This is a genomic window from Actinomadura rudentiformis (genome assembly GCF_008923185.1).
Lineage (GTDB): Bacteria > Actinomycetota > Actinomycetes > Streptosporangiales > Streptosporangiaceae > Spirillospora > Spirillospora rudentiformis.
In genome coordinates this window covers 250096-268698 of the sequence record NZ_WBMT01000016.1, presented here as the reverse complement: position 1 = coordinate 268698, position 18603 = coordinate 250096, and the positions used below count along the sequence as shown (strand labels likewise).

Below are 18603 nucleotides of genomic sequence, written 5' to 3'. Positions count from 1 at the left end.
GTGGCCTTGAAGAAGACGCTTCTTGTCCTCGCCGTCCTCCTGACGGCGTCCTGCGGCTTGTCCGATGACAGCTCCACGAAAGAGGTCAACGCAGCCGAAGAGGGGAATGACGGCGCGCGAGCGTGGGTCAGCGCGGACCAGCGCCACATCGAGCTGATGGCGCCCGGTGGCGCCTGTGATCAGTCCGCCGAGATCCGGGTCTCCGAGACGGCTCCCCGGGTCAGGGTCGCCCTCCGCGTGACCACGAAGAAGGGGAACTGCATCGCGCTCCTCGTGAGCCGCAGTTTCCGGGTGGACCTGAAGAAGCCCTTGGGTCATCGGGCCCTCGTGGGCGCCAACGGCGCCGCCTACCCGCGCTTGAACGCGCCGCCCTGGCCAGGCAAGCCCAAGTCCGAGATCCCGACAAAGGTCATCCACGACGTGTTCATGTGATCGTCTCGGCCAGGGTCTGGTGGCGGCCGGCGGTGTATTCAGTGGTGAAGATCTCTTCGCCCAGGATCTGGCGGCAGGTCGCGGCGATTCTGTCGGCGTCGGCACGTTCCGCTGGGGACTGCGGGAGGGCGGTGGCCTCTCGGGACGCAGCCGCCGCACCGAGGAGCCGGGCGGCGTGGGCGTGGGCGCCCGCGAGGGCCATGGCCCCGGCCAGGCCCTCCGCGGCGGCGACCGCGCTGCGCGGGGCGTCGAGCTTGCGTGCCGCGCTGTACGCCTCCAGGTGCAGGGCGCGGGCGGCCTCGGCGTCGCCGCGTTCCTCGGCGGTGAAGCCCAGTTCGACCAGGACCATCGAGAGGTACAGGGGCTCGGCGCCACCTCCTGACTTCGCCCGCCGTACCAGGTTGCCGAGGTGTTCCTCGGCGAGATCGAGCTCGCCCTGCCTGCGGGCGGCGTAGCCGAGGACGATCTCTGCGAGGATCTCGCCGCCCGCGTGGTCCTGCTCCGTGGCGAGGCGGAGAGCGCGCTCGCACAGCTTCCAGGCCTTCGCGTAGTCGCCCAGTTGCACATGGGTCCAGCCGAGCCAGGCGAGTTGACCGCTGACCTCCGGCCACAGGCCCAGCTCCTCCGCCATGTGCACACCTGCCTCGTGCAGCCTGGCGGCGCGGTCGTTGTCGCCGGTCAGTTCTGCCAGGCCGCCCAGCCAGCCCGAGGCCTGCAGTTGACCCCATCGGTCGCCGAGCTCGGTGAACAGCTCCGCGCTTCTGGTCGCTGCCCGCTCGAGTACGGTCAGGTCGCCACGTACGTGCGCGAACTGGGCGCGAGTGCTCAGCGCCGCAGCCTCGCCCCACCGGTCGCCCGTGGCGCGCAGGGCCTCCAGAGCCCTGTCGAGCAGGTCTTCAGCGGCTTCCATCTCGCCCAGGTTCACCAGCGCGAAGGCCAGGAACCACGCGGCCCTGGCCCGCTCGCCCAGCTCTCCGGCGAACACCTCGGCTGCCTGCTCCCGGCGTGCGGCCCACTCGGCACTCCCACCGTTCAGAACGGAGATGCCCACAAGCCACGCCATCGCCACGGACCCCGTTACCTTTTTCGCGTCCCCGCCACCCGCTGCGGTGAGGGCGGTTTCGAGTGAGCGCCTGGCTTCGGTCAGGCGGCCGCGGAGGTACCAGTACCAGGTGAGGGCATTGGCGAGACGGAGGGCCAGCTCCGGGTGAGCGCCGTCCACGACGGCGCGGAGGTTCGCGGCCTCCGCGTCGAGCAGGCCAAGCCACTGGCGCTGGTCGGGGCCGTGGAGGTGGGGGACGGCTCGTTCAGCGAGATCGGTGTAATGAGCATGGTGGCGGTGCCGTACCTCATTCAGGTCGCCCGCCTCTCGCATGCGTTCCACGCAGTAGGCGGCGACCGACTCCAGCAGGCGGAAGCGGTTCCCCGCCCTTGCCACCAGCGACCGGTCGACGAGGCGGGCGAGCAGGTCGAGGACGTCATCGGCGGTCACGCCATCGCCGGGGCACACGGCCTCGGCCGCCTCCAGGACGCACCCGTCGGCGTGTACGGCCAGGCGGCGCAGCACGAGCCGCTCCTGCTCGGTCAGCAGCTCCCAGCTCCAGTCGATCATGGCGGTCAGCGTCTTCTGGCGGGGAGGCGCACCCCGATGCCCGGTCGCCAGCAGCCTGAAGCGGTCGTCCAGCCGGTCCACCAGGCCGTCCACGCCCAGCGCCCGCACCCTGGTGGCGGCCAGCTCCAGCGCCAGCGGGATCCCGTCCAGCCGCTTGCACAGCAACGAGACGGCGGGGGCGGTCGAGTCGTCGAGCCGGAAATCGCTCTGCGCGGCAGCCGCCCTGGCCGCGAACAGCCGGACCGCGCTGTCGTGCTCCAGCGGCGGCACGGTCCACACCACCTCTCCAGGCAGCGCCAGCGGCTCCCGGCTCGTCGCGAGGATCCGGAGTTCTGGTGCGGCCCGCAGCAGCGCCTCCGCCAGGTCCGCCACCTGTTCCACGACGTGCTCGCAGTTGTCCAGCACCAGCAGCACCCGCCGGTTGCGCAGCGCACGCGCCAGCCGGTCGCGTGCCGGGAGCGGCTCGCCGCCCGGGTCGCGGATCTCCATGACCGCCATCACGAGCTCGGCCACCTCGCCGGACCGGGGCATGGAGGCCAGCTCGACCAGCCAGACACCGTCGCCGTGGGCGGAGACCAGCCGGCCCGCCGTCTCCACGGCCAGCCGCGTCTTGCCCACCCCGCCGGACCCGCAGAGCGTCACCAGCCGGTTCGTCCCGAGCTGTGCGGATACCGCGGCCACTGACTCCTCCCGTCCGATCAGCTCGGTGAGCGGAGCGGGCAGGTTGGTGGCGTGCCGTACCGCTGGAGCGAGGTCAGCGTCCTGGGCGAGGATGGCCCGCTGCAACTCGGCCAGCTCGGGGCTGGGGTCCAGGCCGAGCTCCTCGCCGAGCCGTTCGCGCAGGTCGGCGTAGCTGTCCAGCGCCTCGCTCTGCCGTCCGGCCCGATACAGGGCCTTCAGGTGTACGGCACGCAGCCGCTCACGCAGCGGATGGCGCGCCACCAGGTCGGCCAGCTCCCCGGCGAGCAGGGCGTGTTCTCCCAGCTGCAACCGGGCCTCGGCGTGCGCTTCCACGGCGGTCAGGTGCTGCTCTTCCAGCCGGGCGACCGCCGCCCTGGTGAACTCCTCGTCGGCGAAATCGGCGAACGCCGGGCCCCGCCACAGGGCCAGCGCGTCGGCCAGCAGCGCGGCCCGCGTTCCCGGGTCTTTCGCCGCTTCGGCCTGCTTGGTGAGCTCGGTGAACCGGCGCGCGTCCACGGCGTCCGTCTCCACCTGCAGCAGATAGCCCGCGGGCCGGTGCGCCACCAGGTTCCGATCGCCCAGCGCCTTGCGCAGCTGCGAGACCCTGACCTGCAGCGTGGCCGATGGATTGGCGGGTGCGTCGTCTCCCCACAGGTCGTCGACCAGCCGGTCGGCCGACACCGGGCGGCCCTCGTGCAGAAGCAGGTCGGCCAGGAGCGCACGGACCTTCAGCCCGCGGACCGTGACGGGCACCCCATCCGCGTCCCACACCATCAGCGGGCCAAGCACCCCAAACCGCATGACCGCCACCTTATGCCGGGGCGGTAAGTGCGGTGGAAGGAAACGGTAAGGGCCGCCCAGCACAGTAGTCACATGGCAAGCAACGAACGGCTGCGGGTGGCGGTGATCATCGGTAGCACCAGAAGCGGCAGGTTCGGCCCGACGGTGGCCGAGTGGTTCGCCGCCCAGGCCCGCAGGCGAAGGGAGCTGGAGGTCGACGTCGTCGATCTGGCCGAGGCGCGGCTGCCCGAGGTCCTCACCGACGAGGACGAGGAACTGCCCGCCGAGGTGCGGGAGCTGGCTCCGCGGCTGGCCGCGGCGGACGGCTTCGTGGTGGTGACCCCCGAGTACAACCACAGCTTCCCCGCACCGCTCAAGACCGCCATCGACTGGTACTACGCGGAGTGGCAGGCCAAACCGGTCGCCTTCGTGTCGTACGGCAGAGAGTCGGGCGGCCTGCACGCGGTCGCCCAGCTCCGCGAGGTCTTCGCTGTGCTGCGGGCGGTGGCCGTCACCGAGGCGGTCAGCCTGCCCTGCTACTGGGATCTCTTCGACGCCGACGGCTCCTGGCCCAAACGGGGCGCGAGCTGCCATGCGGCGGCCGGAATCACGCTTGACCAGCTGTCATGGTGGGCCCGCACGCTGCGGGACGCCAGAAACGACTACCAGTGGAGAGAACAATGAGGAAAGTCATCGCTTCGACCTACACCACGCTCGACGGCTACATCGACGAGCCGCAGAACTGGTCGTTCGACTACCGGACGGACGATGCCAGCCAGTACGCCCTGGACCTGATGCGCAGGTCGGACGCCCTGCTGGCGGGACGGGTCACCTACGAGGGGTTCGCGTCGGTCTGGCCGACCAGGCCCAGCGACGAGTTCTCCGACCGGATCAACGGCATGCACCATTACGTGGTCAGCGACACCCTGGAGAAGGCCGACAACTGGGGCACCTCCACCATCATCAGGGGCGAGAACCTCGTCGAGGAGGTCACCAAGCTCAAGCAGCAGCCGGGCCGCGACATCATCATCTACGGCAACGGGCAGCTGACTGACGCGTTGTCGCAAGCCGGGCTGCTCGACGAGTACCACCTGTGGGTGCACCCCCTCATCATCGGTGAGGGTGAGCCGCTGTTCAGGCGTGAGTCGAAGGCGAAGCTGAAGCTGCTGGAGAGCAAGACGTTCAGCTCCGGCCTGGTCATCCTGGTCTACCAGCCCGAGCAGTAGGTCATATCTCGTCGTCATCTCCGGCACCGTCCGGATCGCGCAGGTCGCGGATGGTGCCGGAGGCCAGGTCGGGCAGCAGGGCGTACATAGGTCTGGGTGATGGCTCTGATCGCAATCAGGACTTGGTCTCGGGGCGGCGGCGTGTGATTGGTTCAAAGGGCTTTGGCAGGCCTGTCTAAGGAGAATCGTGAGGGACGCGGTCATCGTCGACGCGGTTCGTACGCCCGTCGGAAAACGCAACGGAGCCTTGGCGGGCGTTCACCCCGCGAATCTCTCGGCACATGTTCTGAAGGCGCTCGCCGAACGTGCCGGGGTCGAGCCGGCCGAGATCGACGATGTCGTGTGGGGGTGTGTCAGCCAGGTCGGCGACCAGTCGGGCAACATCGGCCGGATCGCCGTGCTGGCGGCGGGGTGGCCCGAGTCGGTGCCCAGCACGGCGGTCGACCGGCGGTGCGGCTCCAGCCAGCAGGCGGTCCATTTCGCGGCGGCGGGTGTCATCGCCGGGCACTACGACTTCGTGATCGCCGGTGGTGTCGAGTCGATGAGCCGCGTGCCCATGGGCTCGGCCGGGCGGGACGGCCGGCCGTATCCGGATGAGGTGCTGGAACGCTATGGCGTATCCGGCTTCAACCAGGGCATCGGGGCCGAGATGGTCGCCGAGCGGTGGGGCTTCTCCAGGCGCCGGCTCGACGAGTATTCGGCCCGATCGCATGCCAGGGCCGCCGCGGCCGTCGACTCCGGTGCGCTCGACGGGCAGCTCGCCCCGGTGGGCGAGCTGAAGGCAGATGAGGGCATTCGCCGTGGATCCTCGGTGGAGACGCTCGGCGGGTTGAAGACCGCGTTCCGCGACGACGGTGTGATCACCGCCGGCAACGCCTCGCAGATCTCCGATGGGGCGGGCGCCCTCCTCATCACGTCCAGTGACATCGCCCGGGCGCGTGGGCTGCGGCCGATCGCCCGCGTGCACACGGTCGCGCTGGCCGGCGACGATCCGGTCATCATGCTGACCGCGCCGATCGAGGCCACGGCCAAGGTGCTCAAGAAGTCCGGGCTGCGCATCGACGACATCGGCGCGTTCGAGGTCAACGAGGCCTTCGCGCCGGTGCCGCTGGCCTGGCAGGCGGAGACCGGCGCCTCCGATGATCGGCTCAATCCCCTGGGCGGGGCGATCGCCGTCGGGCACCCGCTGGGCGGTTCCGGGGCCGTCCTGATGACGCGGCTCGTGCACCACATGAAGGACCAGGGCCACCGGTACGGGCTGCAGACCATGTGCGAAGCAGGCGGCATGGCCAACGCCACCATCCTCGAATTGCTCTGAAAGGATCCGCGCACATGCGTCTGGAAGGACTCTCTGTCGCCGTCAGCGGCGGCGCCTCCGGCCTGGGGCTGGCGACGGCCCGCCGGGTGGTCGAGGCAGGCGGCAAGGTCACCCTCATCGATCTGCCCATCTCAGATGGTGCGGAGGCAGCCAAGGCGCTTGGTGAGGCTGCCCGGTTCGTTGCGGCGGACGTCACCGACGCCGACCAGTTCGCGGCGGCGCTCGACGCGGCCGACGACTTCGGGGACCTGCGGGGGCTCGTGCACTGCGCGGGTGCCGGCCGGAGGCTCCGGCTGCTCGACAAGGACGGCGCCCCCGGCTCGGTCGAGGACTTCGAATGGGTGATCAAGCTCAACCTGATCGGCTCGTTCAACGCGCTGCGGCTCGCCGCGGCGCGCATGGCCCGCCACGAGGAAATCGGCGGCGAACGCGGCGCCATCGTGCTGACCGCCTCGGTGGCTGCGTATGAGGGCCAGATCGGGCAGATCCCGTACACCGCCGCGAAGGCGGGCATCGTGGGGATGACCTTGACGGCGGCTCGTGACCTGGCCAGCAGGTCGATCCGGGTGTGCACGATCGCGCCGGGCGTGATGGACACTCCCCTGTTGGCCCGCCTCCGGGATGACGTGCGGACGGCGCTTGAGGCCAGTGTCCCCAACCCCGCCCGGCTTGGGCAGGCGGACGAGTTCGGGCAGTTGGCGTGCCAGATCCTGGAGAACGGCTACCTCAACGGGGAGACCATCCGCCTCGACGGCGCCATCCGCATGGCACCGCGCTGACCTCCCGCGACCGGGCTCCCCGGCGGCCCGTCCGGGCCTCTGCCGAACGTGGCGCCGGGGATACAGTCGGCCCCGTGGACCTGCACCAGATCAAGTACTTTCTCGCGGTCGTCGACCACAACGGCATCAACGCCGCGGCGGCCGTGCTCGACGTCGCCCAGCCCACCATCTCGCAGGCCGTTCAGGGCCTCGAACGCGAGCTCGGCGTGCAGCTGTTCCACCGCATCGGCCGCGGCATGGTGCTCACCTCGGCCGGGCACAGCCTCGTCGGCCCCGCACGGCGCATCCTGCGCGACGTCGTCGCCGCGGAGGGCTCGCTCGTCGACGCGGCGGGGCGGCCTCGGGGGCGGCTGGACATCTTCGCCATGTCCGCGTTGTCGGCCGATCCCGTGGCGCGCCTGGTCGGCGCCTTCCGCAGGGAGTTCCCGAAGGCCGCCATCAGGATCGGGGATCTCCGTGACGAGGCGATGGCGGCCTCCCTGATCAAGGAGGGGCACTGCGAGATCGTGGTCTGCCACCTGCCGGCGACGGACCAGGCCGGGCTGGACGTCTGCGAGCTCGGCGTACAGGAGTACTGGCTCGTCCTTCCGCCCGGATCGGCGGCGCCTCCGGACGATCCGCTGCCGCTCGCCGAGCTGCCGGACATCTCGCACGTGACCGTGCCGCAGGGCAGTTCCCTGGCGGTCGGCGAGATCGAGCAGGCGGTCACCGCCGCGGGCCGGGCCATCCACCCGTCCGTCGTCGTGGAACACCGCGAAGCCCGGCTGCCCTTCGTCCTCGCCGGGGTGGGCGCCACGTTCCTCGAACGGTCGATGGCCGAGGCCGCCGCGGCCCGCGGAGCCGTCGTGCGGTCCCTCGAACCACGGATCAGCCGGGCCTACGGGCTGGTGTACGACTCCGCCGCGCTGTCCCCGGCGGGCCGCGCCTTCGTCGATCTGGCGCGGGCGAACGGCTGCCCGTGAGCACGCGCCACGTTGGTCACCCGCTCCGCTCGGGCTTCGGTGCGAGGGAAGGGGCGCGTTCCCGCAGCTCGTGCTTGCGCACCTTCCCGCTCGCGTTGCGCGGCAGTTCGGAGACGACGGCGAGCCGGCGTGGCACCTTGTACGCCGCCAGCCGCGACCGGCACCACTGGTCGAGCTCGTCAAGCGTCGGCGAATCGGACTCCGAAGCCGGGACCACCACCGCCAGCGGCGTCTCGCCCCACCGCTCGTCCGGCATGCCCACCACGGCGACCTCGGCCACCTTGGGATGGGCGGCGAGGGCCTCCTCCACCTCGGCGGAGTAGATGTTCTCGCCACCGGAGATGATCATGTCCTTCAGGCGGTCGACGACGTAGATGTAGCCGTCCTCGTCCTGCCGGACGAGATCGCCGGAGTGGAACCAGCCGCCGGCGAAGGCCGCCGCGGTCTCGGCGGGCTTGTTCCAGTAGCCGGTCATGATCGACGGTCCGCGATAGACGATCTCACCGACCTCCCCCTGCGGAACGTCGTTCATGTGCTCGTCCACGATGCGGACCTCGACGTTCAGCAGCGGAGTCCCCACCGAACCGATCTTGCGCAGGGCGTCCTCGCCGAGGAGCACGGTCGCCACCGCGCTGGACTCCGTCTGCCCGAAGACGCTCAGCAGCTTGGCGCCCGGGAACGTCTCGAGCATCGTGTGCAGCAAGTCCTTCGTCGCGGGCGCGGCGCCCCACGAGATGATCCGCAGGGCGGACCAGTCCCGGTCCTTGACGTCCGGGACGTCGCAGACCGCCTGCCATTGGGCCGGGACGAGAAAGCAGTAGCCGACCCGTTCGCGTTCCAGCAGGTCGACGGTCTCGGCGGGATCGAAGCGGCCCGATTTGGCGATCACCGTCCGGCCTCCGACCAGGATGCTGGACAGCAGGGCCGCCAGGCCCCCGATGTGGAAGAGCGGGGTGTTGATCAGCCAGACCCGGCAGTCGACCGGTGGAGCGAAGTGGGCGAACCTGCTCATGGTCTGGATGAGGAGGTTGTAGTGCGTGAGCACCGCGCCCTTGGGCCGTCCTGTCGTGCCGGACGTGTACATGATGAAGGCCGGGGCGAAGAGGTCGACCGCCACTTCGGGCAGGCTCTCGGGGGCGTCGCGCAGCGCGTCCTCATAGCGGTCCATGCGGTCCATGTCCGCGATGGGCTCGTCGTCCGCTCCGAGCACGAGACAGTGGCGCACCGTCGGGGCGTCTTTCCATGCCCGTGCGAAAGTCTCGGTCAGTGCGGCGTCGACGACGGCGAGGACGGCTCCGCTGTCGGACAGCTGGTAGGCCACCTCATGGGCATGCAGACGGAAGTTGATCGGCACGCAGATGGCGCCCAGCCTGGCGCAGGCGAAGAAGGTCTCCACCATTTCGAGACTGTTGAACGTCATCACCATGACGCGGTCGCCCTCGTCCACGCCGCGCGCCCGGAAGGCACTGGCGAGCCGGTCGACCCGCGCGTCCAGCCGGCGGTAGGTGCGTTCGGCGCCGTCCATGCGCAGCGCCACGGCGTCCGGGACGGAGCGGGCGTGCCGGGCCAGCTGGTCGCTGATCGTCATGCGCGCGGACGCCGGGAGCGCAGAGTTCATATCGGGGTTCTCCGTTCGTGTCCGGACCAAGCCACGCTGGTGAGAGTCGATCATCCAGCCGGGGTGTGACGCAAAGAGCGAACGCCGCATCGTCCGATAGGCCGAACCTATGCGTCCCGCCTCACGGTGGCCGCGGTCGCCGCGACGTCCAGGAACGCCGTGGCGGCCGGGGACAGCGGGCCGGGTCGAAAGACCAGCCGTACCGTACGGCTGACCTGCGGTGACGTGGATCGCACCACCACGTTGCGGAGCTCGGTCTCGGCGATCCGCCGGGGCAGGAACGTGGCGCCCGCGCCGTGCATGACCAGTTCCCAGATCGCCTGCCGGTGCGCGCATTCGACGGCCACGTAGTCGATGGCGTCGCCCAGCGCCTCGTCGATGGCCGTCCGGCCGCCGGTGGCGGACGACTCCAGCACCAAGGGGAGCTCGGCGACCGCTTCGAGCGGGACCGGATCCGGGAGCGCGGCGGCCAGGTCCGGCGGCAGGACGAGGGCGATCTCCTGCTCCCAGAGGTCGCGGGTCTGCAGCATGTCGCCCTTCACCGGGAAGTCCGTCAGGCCCAGCTCGGCCTGCCCCTGGCGGACCTGGGTCACGACGTTGGACGAGCTGCCGGGATCGAGGACGGCCATCAGGATGCCCGGGTGCCGCTCGTGCAGCATGCTGGTCAGCTCCGGCAATGGATCAGCGGACAACGTCGACAGGACCGCGAGCTCCAGCCGCCCGGTGATCAGGTCCCGGACGGCGTGCACCTTGCTCTTGGCGTTCTCGACGTCGGCAAGGATCTGCCGGGCCGGGCCGGCGAACGATCTGCCGTCGGCGGTCAGGGTGAGCCCGCGGCCCGATCGGTCGAACAGCTCGGTGCCGAGCTGGCGTTCGAGGCTGCGGATCGCCTGGGACAGCGAAGGCTGGGCGATGTACAGCGCCTTCGCCGCCTTGGTGATGCCGCCGTGGTCGATGACCGCTACGAAGTACGCGACGAGCCGCAGATCCATAGTCGAACGATACGTGCCCGCCTGAACGACCGGATACCCGCTGACCTCGGCACATAGGTACGGCCAATAGATCCATACGCACCCCGGTCTTTGTGCGCGCCGGTTCCGGGGTGATGCAGTCGGAGCATGCCAGCCGAGACCAGCACGACCGCCGTCGCCGATGAGGTGCTGGTGCGTCACGAATCGCGCACCGCGGTGATCACCATCAACCGCCCGCACGCGAAGAACGCGGTGACCAGGGCGGTGGCCGAGGGCATCGCCGCCGCGCTGGACGAGCTCGACCGCCGCGACGACCTTTCTGTGGGCGTCCTGACCGGAGCGGGAGGCTCGTTCTGCGCGGGAATGGATCTGAAGGGATTCCTGCGCGGTGAGCGGCCGACCATCGAGGGCAGGGGGTTCGCCGGGCTGACCGAGGCGCCGCCGAAGAAGCCGCTGATCGCGGCGGTCGAGGGTTACGCGCTGGCGGGAGGCTGCGAGATCGTCCTCGCGTGTGACCTCGTCGTCGCGGGACGGACGGCCAAGTTCGGCATCCCCGAGGTCAAGCGGGGACTGGTCGCCACCGGCGGCGGGCTGCTGCGCCTGCCGCACCGCGTTCCCGAGCAGATCGCGATGGAGCTCGCCCTGACCGGAGACATGATCACCGCCGCGCGGGCCTACGAGGTCGGCCTGGTCAACCGGCTCACCGACGAGGGCGGCGCCCTGGCGGAGGCACTCGCCCTCGCCGGCCGCATCGCGGCGAACGGCCCGCTCGCCGTCCTCGCCAGCAAACAGGTGATCAAGGAACACGGGCAGTGGCCGGAGACCGAGAGGTTCGCCCGCCAGCGCCGGATCACCGAACCCGTCTTCGCCTCGGCGGACGCCCAGGAAGGCGCCCGTGCCTTCGCCGAGAAGCGCCTGCCGAACTGGCAGGGCCGATGAGCAGCGACCTGAACGCCCCGCGGGCCTCCGGTCCCCTGACCGGGATGAGGATCATCGAGCTCGGCGGCATCGGGCCCGTCCCCTTCGCCGCCATGCTTCTGGCCGACCTGGGCGCGGAGGTGATCCGTATCCAGCGGCCCGCCGACCGGGAGGCGCGCCCGAACCCGGTGCTCGACCGCGGCCGCCGATCGTTGATCGTCGACCTGAAGCACCCGCGCGGCGCCGCGGTCGTCCAGAGCCTGATCTACGGGGCGGACGCGGTCCTGGAGGGCTTTCGCCCGGGTGTGGCCGAGCGGCTGGGCTTCGACCCCGTGACGCTCGCCGAGCACAATCCCCGGCTGGTGTTCGGCCGCATGACCGGCTACGGCCAGGACGGGCCGCTGGCGATGCGGGCCGGCCACGACATCAACTACATCGCCCTGTCCGGCGCGCTCGCCGCGATCGGGCGGCCCGGCGAGCCGCCCACCCCGCCGCTCAACCTGGTCGGCGACTTCGGCGGCGGCGGCATGCTCCTCGCCGTCGGCGTGCTGGCCGCGATGCTGAACGCGCGGACGTCGGGACGCGGCCAGGTCGTGGACGCGGCGATGGTCGAGGGGTCCGGCCTGCTCATGTCGATGATCTACGGCCGGCTGGCGCAGGGGGTGTGGACCGTCAACAGAGGCGAGAACGTGCTCGACGGCGGCGCCCCGTTCTATGACACCTACGAGTGCGCGGACGGACGGTACATGGCCGTGGGCGCCATCGAGAGCCAGTTCTTCGCCAATCTCGTGGACGTCCTCGGCGTCGCTCACGCGGTGGACCTCGCCGCCCAGCGGGACCCTGACACCTGGCCGGCGATGCGGGATGCCTTCACGACGGCGTTCAAGGAGGCCTCCCGTGACGAGTGGGTCGAGCGGTTCGCCGGGATCGACGCCTGCGTCTCCCCCGTGCTGACCATGGACGAGGTCGCCGCGCATCCCCACAACGCCAGCCGGGAGAGCTTCTTCACCGACTCCGGCGGTGCGATCCATCCCCGGCCCGCACCCCGGTTCGCCGGCACCCCGTCCGGACGGCCGGCCCCCGCGCCGGTCCCGGGCCAGGACACCCACGCGATCCTGTCCGAGATGGGTCACACCGCCAAGGAGATCGCGGACCTCCTCAAGGAAGGGGCGGTGGTGCGTTGAACACATACTGGCCTGAGGGACTGCCCACCTCGCTCGACTACCCCGAGCTGACGGTGGGTGAGCTGCTCACCGCCGCAGCCGGGTTGTACGGCGATCGCACGGCCGTCGTCGACGGAGAAGAGCGGCTCACCTTCGCCCAGTTGCGCGAGCACGCCGCCGCGTTCGCCAATGCCGTGCGTGACTCCGGCGTCCGCGACGGCGACGTGGTCCTCCTGCACCTGCCCAACAACATGTGGTTTCTGGTGGGCTATTACGGGGCGCTCCTCGCCGGAGCAACCGTGTCGCTGGCCAACCCGCTACAACCCGCGCCTGCCCTGCGCACCCAGCTCACCGACACCGGCGCCGTGCTCGCGGTCAGCCATCCCGCCCACGTAGGGACGCTGCTGGAGGGAGGCGCTGGGTCGTCACTGCGAACGATCGTGCTCGTCCCACCGAGCGCCTGTGCGCCATCCGCAGCGGATGAGCACAATCCCACCGGTGACACTGCGGCGGTGGGCCTCGCTGATTTCGTCGCGGGCCGGTCCGCCGGCGTCCCGAAGATCACGGTCACGGCCGACGACGTGGCACATATCGCGTACACGGGCGGCACCACCGGGGTCTCGAAGGGTGTGCGCGTCCTGCACCGCAACATGGTGGCCAATGTCATCCAGATGACGGCCTGGCGCGCCGCCCATCTGGTCTCCACCGCTGAGAACGGCGACCTCCGGCTCAGCCCGATCCCGGGACTGCACGACGCCGGAGTACGGCCCGGCAACGCGGTCACCGTGATGGTGTCGCCCCTGTTCCACGCGCACGCGCTCATCCACGTCAACTTCCTGCTGCTGTGCGGGGCGACCATCGTGCTCACCGGGCGCTTCTCCCCCGAGCTCCTGCTGGAGGAGATCGAGCACCACCGCGTCACCTACGTCACCGGCAGCCCGACCATGTGGCACGCCCTGCTGGACAGCCCCGGGCGGGACGACCGCGACCTGTCGTCGGTCGAGGTGATCTCCTCCGGGGCCGCCCCCATCGACCCGGCCACCCTCCAGGCGCTCGGCCGGGCCTTCCCCAACGCGGTGATCAGCGAGGGCTACGGGCTCACCGAGGCGACCTGCCTGGTGACGGCCGCGCCGCTGCTGCGCAGTGCCAGGCGCAAGGAGGGCAGCGTCGGTCTGCCGATCTTCGACACGTCGGTGCAGGTCCGGCCGGTCAGCGGCGGCGCGGCGGTGCTCGGGCCGAACGAGACCGGTGAGCTCTGGGTGCGCGGCCCCCAGGTCACGGCGGGCTACCTGGACCAGCCGGAAGCGACCGCCGAGCAGTTCGCCGGCGGCTGGCTCCGCACCGGGGACATCGGCCGCATCGATGAGGAGGGCTTCGTCTTCATCGCCGACCGCGCCAAGGACATGCTCATCTACAAGGGCTACAACGTCTATCCGCGCGAGCTCGAAGACATCCTCCACAGCCATCCGCGGGTGGCGAGGGCGGCGGTCGTCGCCCGGTCCGTGCCGCGGGCCGGTCAGGAGCCGGTCGCCTTCGTCGTCCCCCGGCCCGGCGCGCGCGTCGACCCCGACGAGATCATGGCGTTCGTCGCCGAACGTGTCCTTCCGTACAAGAAGATCCGCGCCGTCCAGATCGTCGACGCGTTGCCCACCTCCCCCGCCGGGAAGATCCTCAAGGCCGAGCTGCGCGCGATCGCGCAGGACGGCCCGCAACCGGCCGACGACCCTGTGACCACCAGCGACTCTGTGACCACTTGAGGAGACAGACAGTGGAGACCGAAGCGTTCCAGACGGTGCTCGCCTCCGTGCGCACCTTCGTGCGCAAGGAGGTCGTGCCGGCCGAAGACGTCATCGAGCAGACCGACGAGATCCCCGAGCCGATCCGCGCGAAGGCGGCCGACATGGGACTCTTCGGCTACGCGCTGCCCGAGGAGCACGGCGGCCTCGGGTTCTCGATGAGCGAGGACGTGCGGCTCGCGATGGAGCTGGGCTACACGGCGCCGGCGTTCCGTTCGATGCTCGGCACCAACAACGGGATCGCCGGCCAGGTGCTGGTGAACTTCGGCACCGACGAGCAGAAGCGGCGCTACCTGCCCGGCCTGGCCGCAGGCCGCACGATCGCCTCGTTCGCCCTGACCGAGGCCGAGGCGGGCTCGGACCCGAGCGGAATGCGCACCCGGGCGTCCCGGGTGGACGGCGGGTACCGGCTCACCGGCCAGAAACGGTTCATCACCAACGCCGATCGCGCCGACCTGTTCATGGTCTTCGCCAGGACGAGCCCGGACACCGAGGGCACCAAGGGCATCTCCGTCTTCGCGGTCGGCGCCGGTGCCGAGGGGCTCACCGTCGGGCCCAACGACGCGAAAATGGGGCAGCGCGGCGCGCACACCGCGGAGGTCTTCCTCGACGACGTCTTCGTGCCCGAGTCCGACCTGATCGGCGGGGTCGAGGGCGAGGGTTTCGCGGCCGCCATGCGCTCCCTGGCTCGCGGCAGGCTGCACATCGCGGCGATCTGCGTCGGGCTTGCCCAGCGGCTCGTCGAGGAGAGCGTCGGCCATGCCGCGGCGAGCCGGCAGGGCGGCCGTCCCATCGCGGAGTTCCAGCAGGTGCAGGCGATGCTCGCCGACTCGCAGACCGAGACCCTTGCGGGGCGCGCGATGGTGCTGGACGCGGCGAGGGCGTACGACGACGGCAGCGACCGCCGCATGGCGCCGTCCTGCGCGAAGCTCTTCTGCTCGGAGATGGTCGGCCGGGTGGCCGACCGCGCCGTCCAGATCCACGGCGGCATGGGATACATGCGGTCGGTTCCGGTCGAACGGTTCTACCGCGACGCCCGCCTCTTCCGGGTGTACGAGGGCACGAGCGAGGTGCAGAAGGTCATCATCGCCAAGCAGCTGCTCAGGGAGGCGAACCGATGAACCGCCGGGTGGTGTGCCCGGCCGACACAGCCACCCTGCGCTCGCAGCCCCTGCGCGGCATGCGGATCATCGAGCTGTCGAGCTATGTGGCGTCCCCGTTGAGCGGGATGACGCTGGCCCAGCTCGGCGCCGACGTGATCCGCGTCGAGCCGATCGGTGGTGGACCCGACCGCACCCGATGGCCGCTGGCCGAGAGCGGGACGAGCCTGTACTGGGCGGGGCTCAACAAGGGCAAGCGCGCCATCGAGGTGGATCTGTCCACCGCGGACGGGCGCCGGCTCGTCAGCGATCTGATCGCCGGCGCCGGGACCGTGATCAGCAACTCGGAGCGGTACCCGGAGCTGGCCTTCGAGGCGCTGAGAGCGCGCCGTCCCGACGTGATCCACGTGCTTCTCACCGGGCGCCGGGACGGATCGACCGCGGTGGACTACACCGTTCAGGCGGCGACCGGATTCCCCCTGCTGACGGGCCCGGAGAACACGACCGGACCGGTGAACAGCCCGGTGCCCGCCTGGGATCTGGCCGCCGGGCTCTACCTCGCGATCGGGCTGCTGGCCGCGGAACGGCACCGGCTGCTGACCGGCGAGGGGCAGAGCCTCCGGGTCGCGCTGGAGGACGTGGCCCTGGCGGCCGCCGGAAACCTCGGCTACCTCGCCGAGGCGCAGCTGAACGGCACGTCACGAGAACGTGACGGCAACCACGTCTACGGCACGTTCGGCCGCGACTTCGCCACCGCTGACGGCGAGCGCCTGATGATCGTGGCGCTCACGGCCCGGCACGCTGAGGACCTCTTCGCCGCGACCGGCCTCACCGGCGTGGTCTCCGCGCTGTCCGCCGCCCTCGGGGCGGACTTCGACGAGGAGGCGGAACGGTACCGGCATCGCAAGGTGCTCGGTGAGCTGCTCGCCGGATGGTTCGAGACCCACACTCTCGCCGAGGCGGAGGAGGCCCTGCGCGCCACGCGGGTGCTGTGGTCGCCGTACCGGAGCTTCACCGATCTCGTCGCGGACGACGCTCGCCTGCTCAGGGAGAGCCCTCTGATGGCAGAGCTCCGGCAGCCAGGGGCCGGCGAGCACTGGGCACCCGGATCACCCCTGGTCCTGGACGGTGAGCAGTCGCCACCGGCGGCGGCGCCGCTGGTCGGCCAGCACACCGAGGAGGTGCTGCGGGACGAGCTCGGGCTGTCCGCACCGGACCTCGCGAAGCTGAGGGAGAACGGCGTCATCCCGCCGGGCGGCGATCGTGACGGGGAGGGATCGCCTTGATCGCACGGATTCTGCGAACGGTACGGAGCGGAGAACGGTCATGAGTGTGCTGAGTGAGGACGAGCGTGAGATCGTCGCGCTGGCCGGCGAGTTCGTCGACGCGCGGGTACGGCCACGGGTACGGGACTTCGAGCAGGAGGACACATACCCCGCCGAGTTCATCGAGGAGATGAAGAAGCTCGGCTTCTTCGGCCTGCTGGCGCCCGCCGAGCACGGCGGCGTGGACGTCAGCGCGGCGTGCTTCGCCCGGGTGACCGAGGAGCTGGCCCGTGGCTGGATGAGCCTCGCCGGAGCCATCGGCGGGCACTCGGTGATCACCTATCTGATCCGCACGTTCGGCACCCCGGAGCAGCGGGAGCGCTACCTCCCAGTGATGGCCGACGGCACCGTCCGGGCGACGATGGCGCTCACCGAGCCGGGCGGCGGCAGCGACCTGCAGGCCATGCGCACCCACGCGGTGGCCGACGGGGACGACCTGGTCATCACGGGGTCGAAGACCTGGATCTCCAACGCCCGGCACTCGGGACTGATCGGGCTGCTGTGCGTGACCGACCAGGACGCCAGGCCCGCGCACAAGGGTATGAGCGTGGTCCTCATCGAGCCCGGCGACGGCATGGAGGTCTCCAAGAACCTGCCCAAGCTCGGATATCGCGGCGTCGAGGCGTGCGAGATCGTGTTCGACGGGATGAGGGTCCCCGCGTCCGCCGTTCTCGGGGGCGAGCCGAACCACGGCTGGGCGCAGATGATGCGCGGCCTCGAGGTCGGCAGGATCCAGGTGGCCGCCCGCGCGGTCGGGGTGGCTCAGGCCGCACTCGGTGACGCGGTGCGGTACGCGCAAGAGCGGGAGTCGTTCGGCAAGCCGATCTGGAAACACCAGTCGGTCGGCAACCTGCTGGCCGACATGGTGACCAAGGTCCGGGCGGCGCGGCTGCTCACCGAGGACGCCGCGCGCGTCCTCGACGGCGGCGACCGTGCCGACATGGAGGCCGGCATGGCCAAGCTGTTCGCCTCCGAGGCCGCCATGGAGGTGACGCTGGACGCGATGCGCGTGCACGGCGGCTACGGCTACTCCAAGGAATTCGACGTCGAGCGGTATTTCCGGGACGCCCCCCTGATGATCCTCGGCGAGGGCACCAACGAGATCCAGCGCAACGTCATCGCCGCCCAGCTGATCGCGCGCAACCCCATCACATGACGAACGAAAGCTGATCATTCATGCCACTCCTTCCCGGCAAGACCGCCGTCATCACCGGCGGCGCCCAGGGCATCGGGCTCGCCATCGCAGAGGCCTTCGTCAAGGAGGGCGCGAAGGTCGTCCTCGGCGACCTGAACCTCGACGCCGCCGAGGCCGCGGCCAAGGAGCTCGGCGGGCCCGACGTGGCGCAGGCGGCCCGGTGCGACGTCACGAGCGCCTCCGACGTGCAGGCCCTCGTCCACTCGGCACCCGAGGCCTTCGGCTCGCTGGACGTCATGGTCAACAACGCCGGGATCACCCGCGACGCGACGATGCGGACGATGACCGAGGACCAGTTCGACCAGGTCATCGACGTCCATCTCAAGGGCACCTGGCACGGCACCCGCACGGCGGCCGCGGTGATGCGGGAGCAGAAGAGCGGCGCGATCGTGAACATCTCCTCCCTGTCGGGCAAGGTCGGCATGGTCGGCCAGACCAACTACTCCGCCGCCAAGGCCGGCATCGTCGGCATGTCCAAGGCGGCCGCCAAGGAGCTGGCGCACCACGGCGTCCGGGTCAACGTCATCCAGCCGGGCCTGATCCGTTCGGCCATGACCGAGGCGATGCCGCAGAAGGCGTGGGACCAGAAGATGGCCGAGATCCCCATGCGGCGCGCCGGCGAGCCGGACGAGGTCGCCGGCGTGGCGCTGTTCCTGGCCTCCGGCCTGTCCTCGTACATGACCGGCACGGTGCTGGAAGTCACCGGCGGACGGTTCATGTGACACCG

Annotated in this window: 16 protein-coding genes; 13 read left to right on the top strand and 3 right to left on the bottom strand. The window is 70.6% G+C overall.

Annotated features, from left to right (window positions below; translation table 11 throughout):
- The first annotated feature begins 6 nt into the window (after positions 1 to 6).
- Entirely contained in the window at positions 7 to 432 is a 426-nt protein-coding gene (locus F8566_RS31630; protein ID WP_151565507.1) for a hypothetical protein, read from the top strand.
- Here F8566_RS31630 and F8566_RS31625 read toward each other — a convergent pair.
- Positions 425 to 3526 carry a BTAD domain-containing putative transcriptional regulator gene (locus tag F8566_RS31625; protein WP_151565506.1) on the bottom strand — a complete coding sequence of 1034 codons (3102 nt, stop codon included), beginning with the start codon at positions 3524 to 3526 and terminating at the stop codon, positions 425 to 427. The two genes, F8566_RS31630 and F8566_RS31625, sit on opposite strands and share 8 nt — an antisense overlap.
- Before the next feature lie 72 nt (positions 3527 to 3598).
- On the opposite strand from F8566_RS31625, the gene F8566_RS31620 reads away from it, so the two are divergent.
- The 5 genes from F8566_RS31620 (at position 3599) to F8566_RS31600 (ending at position 7790) form a co-directional block, all read left to right on the top strand.
- Complete coding sequence (locus F8566_RS31620) at positions 3599 to 4189, top strand: NADPH-dependent FMN reductase (RefSeq protein ID WP_151565505.1); 591 nt, start codon at positions 3599 to 3601, stop codon at positions 4187 to 4189.
- Positions 4186 to 4731, top strand: a complete 546-nt coding sequence (locus F8566_RS31615; RefSeq protein ID WP_151565504.1) for a dihydrofolate reductase family protein — start codon at positions 4186 to 4188, stop codon at positions 4729 to 4731. Before F8566_RS31620 ends, F8566_RS31615 begins: the two co-directional genes overlap by 4 nt.
- 187 nt (positions 4732 to 4918) lie before the next feature.
- Positions 4919 to 6049, top strand: a complete 1131-nt coding sequence (locus tag F8566_RS31610; RefSeq protein WP_151565503.1) for a thiolase family protein — start codon at positions 4919 to 4921, stop codon at positions 6047 to 6049.
- Positions 6050 to 6063: 14 nt separating this feature from the next.
- Positions 6064 to 6828, top strand: coding sequence for an SDR family NAD(P)-dependent oxidoreductase (locus F8566_RS31605; RefSeq protein WP_151565502.1), 765 nt, complete (start codon positions 6064 to 6066; stop codon positions 6826 to 6828).
- Between the two features lie 74 nt (positions 6829 to 6902).
- The gene (locus F8566_RS31600; RefSeq protein WP_151565501.1) at positions 6903 to 7790 is read left to right on the top strand and encodes a LysR family transcriptional regulator; all 888 of its coding nucleotides are present in this window, start codon (positions 6903 to 6905) and stop codon (positions 7788 to 7790) included.
- A 16-nt stretch (positions 7791 to 7806) separates the two neighbouring features.
- Here the strand turns inward: F8566_RS31600 and F8566_RS31595 are convergent, their stop codons facing one another.
- Together F8566_RS31595 and F8566_RS31590 are read right to left on the bottom strand one after the other, a co-directional pair.
- Entirely contained in the window at positions 7807 to 9408 is a 1602-nt protein-coding gene (locus F8566_RS31595; RefSeq protein WP_151565500.1) for a long-chain-fatty-acid--CoA ligase, read from the bottom strand.
- Positions 9409 to 9515: 107 nt separating this feature from the next.
- The gene (locus tag F8566_RS31590) at positions 9516 to 10400 is read right to left on the bottom strand and encodes a LysR family transcriptional regulator (protein WP_151565499.1); all 885 of its coding nucleotides are present in this window, start codon (positions 10398 to 10400) and stop codon (positions 9516 to 9518) included.
- 126 nt (positions 10401 to 10526) lie between these two features.
- Between F8566_RS31590 and F8566_RS31585 the strand changes: the two genes are divergently transcribed.
- From F8566_RS31585 to fabG, 7 genes are read left to right on the top strand one after another with little or no spacing between them, the layout of a single operon-like run.
- Complete coding sequence (locus F8566_RS31585; RefSeq protein WP_151565498.1) at positions 10527 to 11318, top strand: crotonase/enoyl-CoA hydratase family protein; 792 nt, start codon at positions 10527 to 10529, stop codon at positions 11316 to 11318.
- Positions 11315 to 12481: a CaiB/BaiF CoA transferase family protein gene (locus F8566_RS31580; protein WP_151565497.1), complete on the top strand. Its 1167-nt coding sequence runs from the start codon at positions 11315 to 11317 to the stop codon at positions 12479 to 12481. Before F8566_RS31585 ends, F8566_RS31580 begins: the two co-directional genes overlap by 4 nt.
- A complete protein-coding gene (locus tag F8566_RS31575) occupies positions 12478 to 14217 on the top strand; it encodes a class I adenylate-forming enzyme family protein (RefSeq protein WP_225993690.1) in 1740 nt (579 codons plus the stop codon). Before F8566_RS31580 ends, F8566_RS31575 begins: the two co-directional genes overlap by 4 nt.
- An 11-nt stretch (positions 14218 to 14228) precedes the next feature.
- Entirely contained in the window at positions 14229 to 15377 is a 1149-nt protein-coding gene (locus tag F8566_RS31570; RefSeq protein WP_151565496.1) for an acyl-CoA dehydrogenase family protein, read from the top strand.
- The gene (locus F8566_RS31565) at positions 15374 to 16642 is read left to right on the top strand and encodes a CoA transferase (RefSeq protein WP_151565495.1); all 1269 of its coding nucleotides are present in this window, start codon (positions 15374 to 15376) and stop codon (positions 16640 to 16642) included. The genes F8566_RS31570 and F8566_RS31565 overlap by 4 nt, the downstream gene beginning before the upstream one ends.
- Positions 16643 to 16682: 40 nt before the next feature.
- Positions 16683 to 17837 carry an acyl-CoA dehydrogenase family protein gene (locus tag F8566_RS31560; protein WP_151565494.1) on the top strand — a complete coding sequence of 385 codons (1155 nt, stop codon included), beginning with the start codon at positions 16683 to 16685 and terminating at the stop codon, positions 17835 to 17837.
- Positions 17838 to 17857: 20 nt separating this feature from the next.
- Positions 17858 to 18598, top strand: a complete 741-nt coding sequence (gene fabG, locus F8566_RS31555; protein ID WP_151565493.1) for a 3-oxoacyl-ACP reductase FabG — start codon at positions 17858 to 17860, stop codon at positions 18596 to 18598.
- The last annotated feature ends 5 nt before the right edge of the window (positions 18599 to 18603 follow it).

Bases quoted from the DNA above. Each gene is read 5' to 3' on its own strand.
- F8566_RS31625 (WP_151565506.1), bottom strand. From the start codon at position 3,526: ATGCGGTTTGGGGTGCTTGGCCCGCTGATGGTGTGGGACGCGGATGGG.
- F8566_RS31620 (WP_151565505.1), top strand. From the start codon at position 3,599: ATGGCAAGCAACGAACGGCTGCGGGTGGCGGTGATCATCGGTAGCACC.
- F8566_RS31615 (WP_151565504.1), top strand. From the start codon at position 4,186: ATGAGGAAAGTCATCGCTTCGACCTACACCACGCTCGACGGCTACATC.
- F8566_RS31605 (WP_151565502.1), top strand. From the start codon at position 6,064: ATGCGTCTGGAAGGACTCTCTGTCGCCGTCAGCGGCGGCGCCTCCGGC.
- F8566_RS31595 (WP_151565500.1), bottom strand. From the start codon at position 9,408: ATGAACTCTGCGCTCCCGGCGTCCGCGCGCATGACGATCAGCGACCAG.
- F8566_RS31590 (WP_151565499.1), bottom strand. From the start codon at position 10,400: ATGGATCTGCGGCTCGTCGCGTACTTCGTAGCGGTCATCGACCACGGC.
- F8566_RS31585 (WP_151565498.1), top strand. From the start codon at position 10,527: ATGCCAGCCGAGACCAGCACGACCGCCGTCGCCGATGAGGTGCTGGTG.
- F8566_RS31580 (WP_151565497.1), top strand. From the start codon at position 11,315: ATGAGCAGCGACCTGAACGCCCCGCGGGCCTCCGGTCCCCTGACCGGG.
- F8566_RS31565 (WP_151565495.1), top strand. From the start codon at position 15,374: ATGAACCGCCGGGTGGTGTGCCCGGCCGACACAGCCACCCTGCGCTCG.
- F8566_RS31560 (WP_151565494.1), top strand. From the start codon at position 16,683: ATGAGTGTGCTGAGTGAGGACGAGCGTGAGATCGTCGCGCTGGCCGGC.
- fabG (WP_151565493.1), top strand. From the start codon at position 17,858: ATGCCACTCCTTCCCGGCAAGACCGCCGTCATCACCGGCGGCGCCCAG.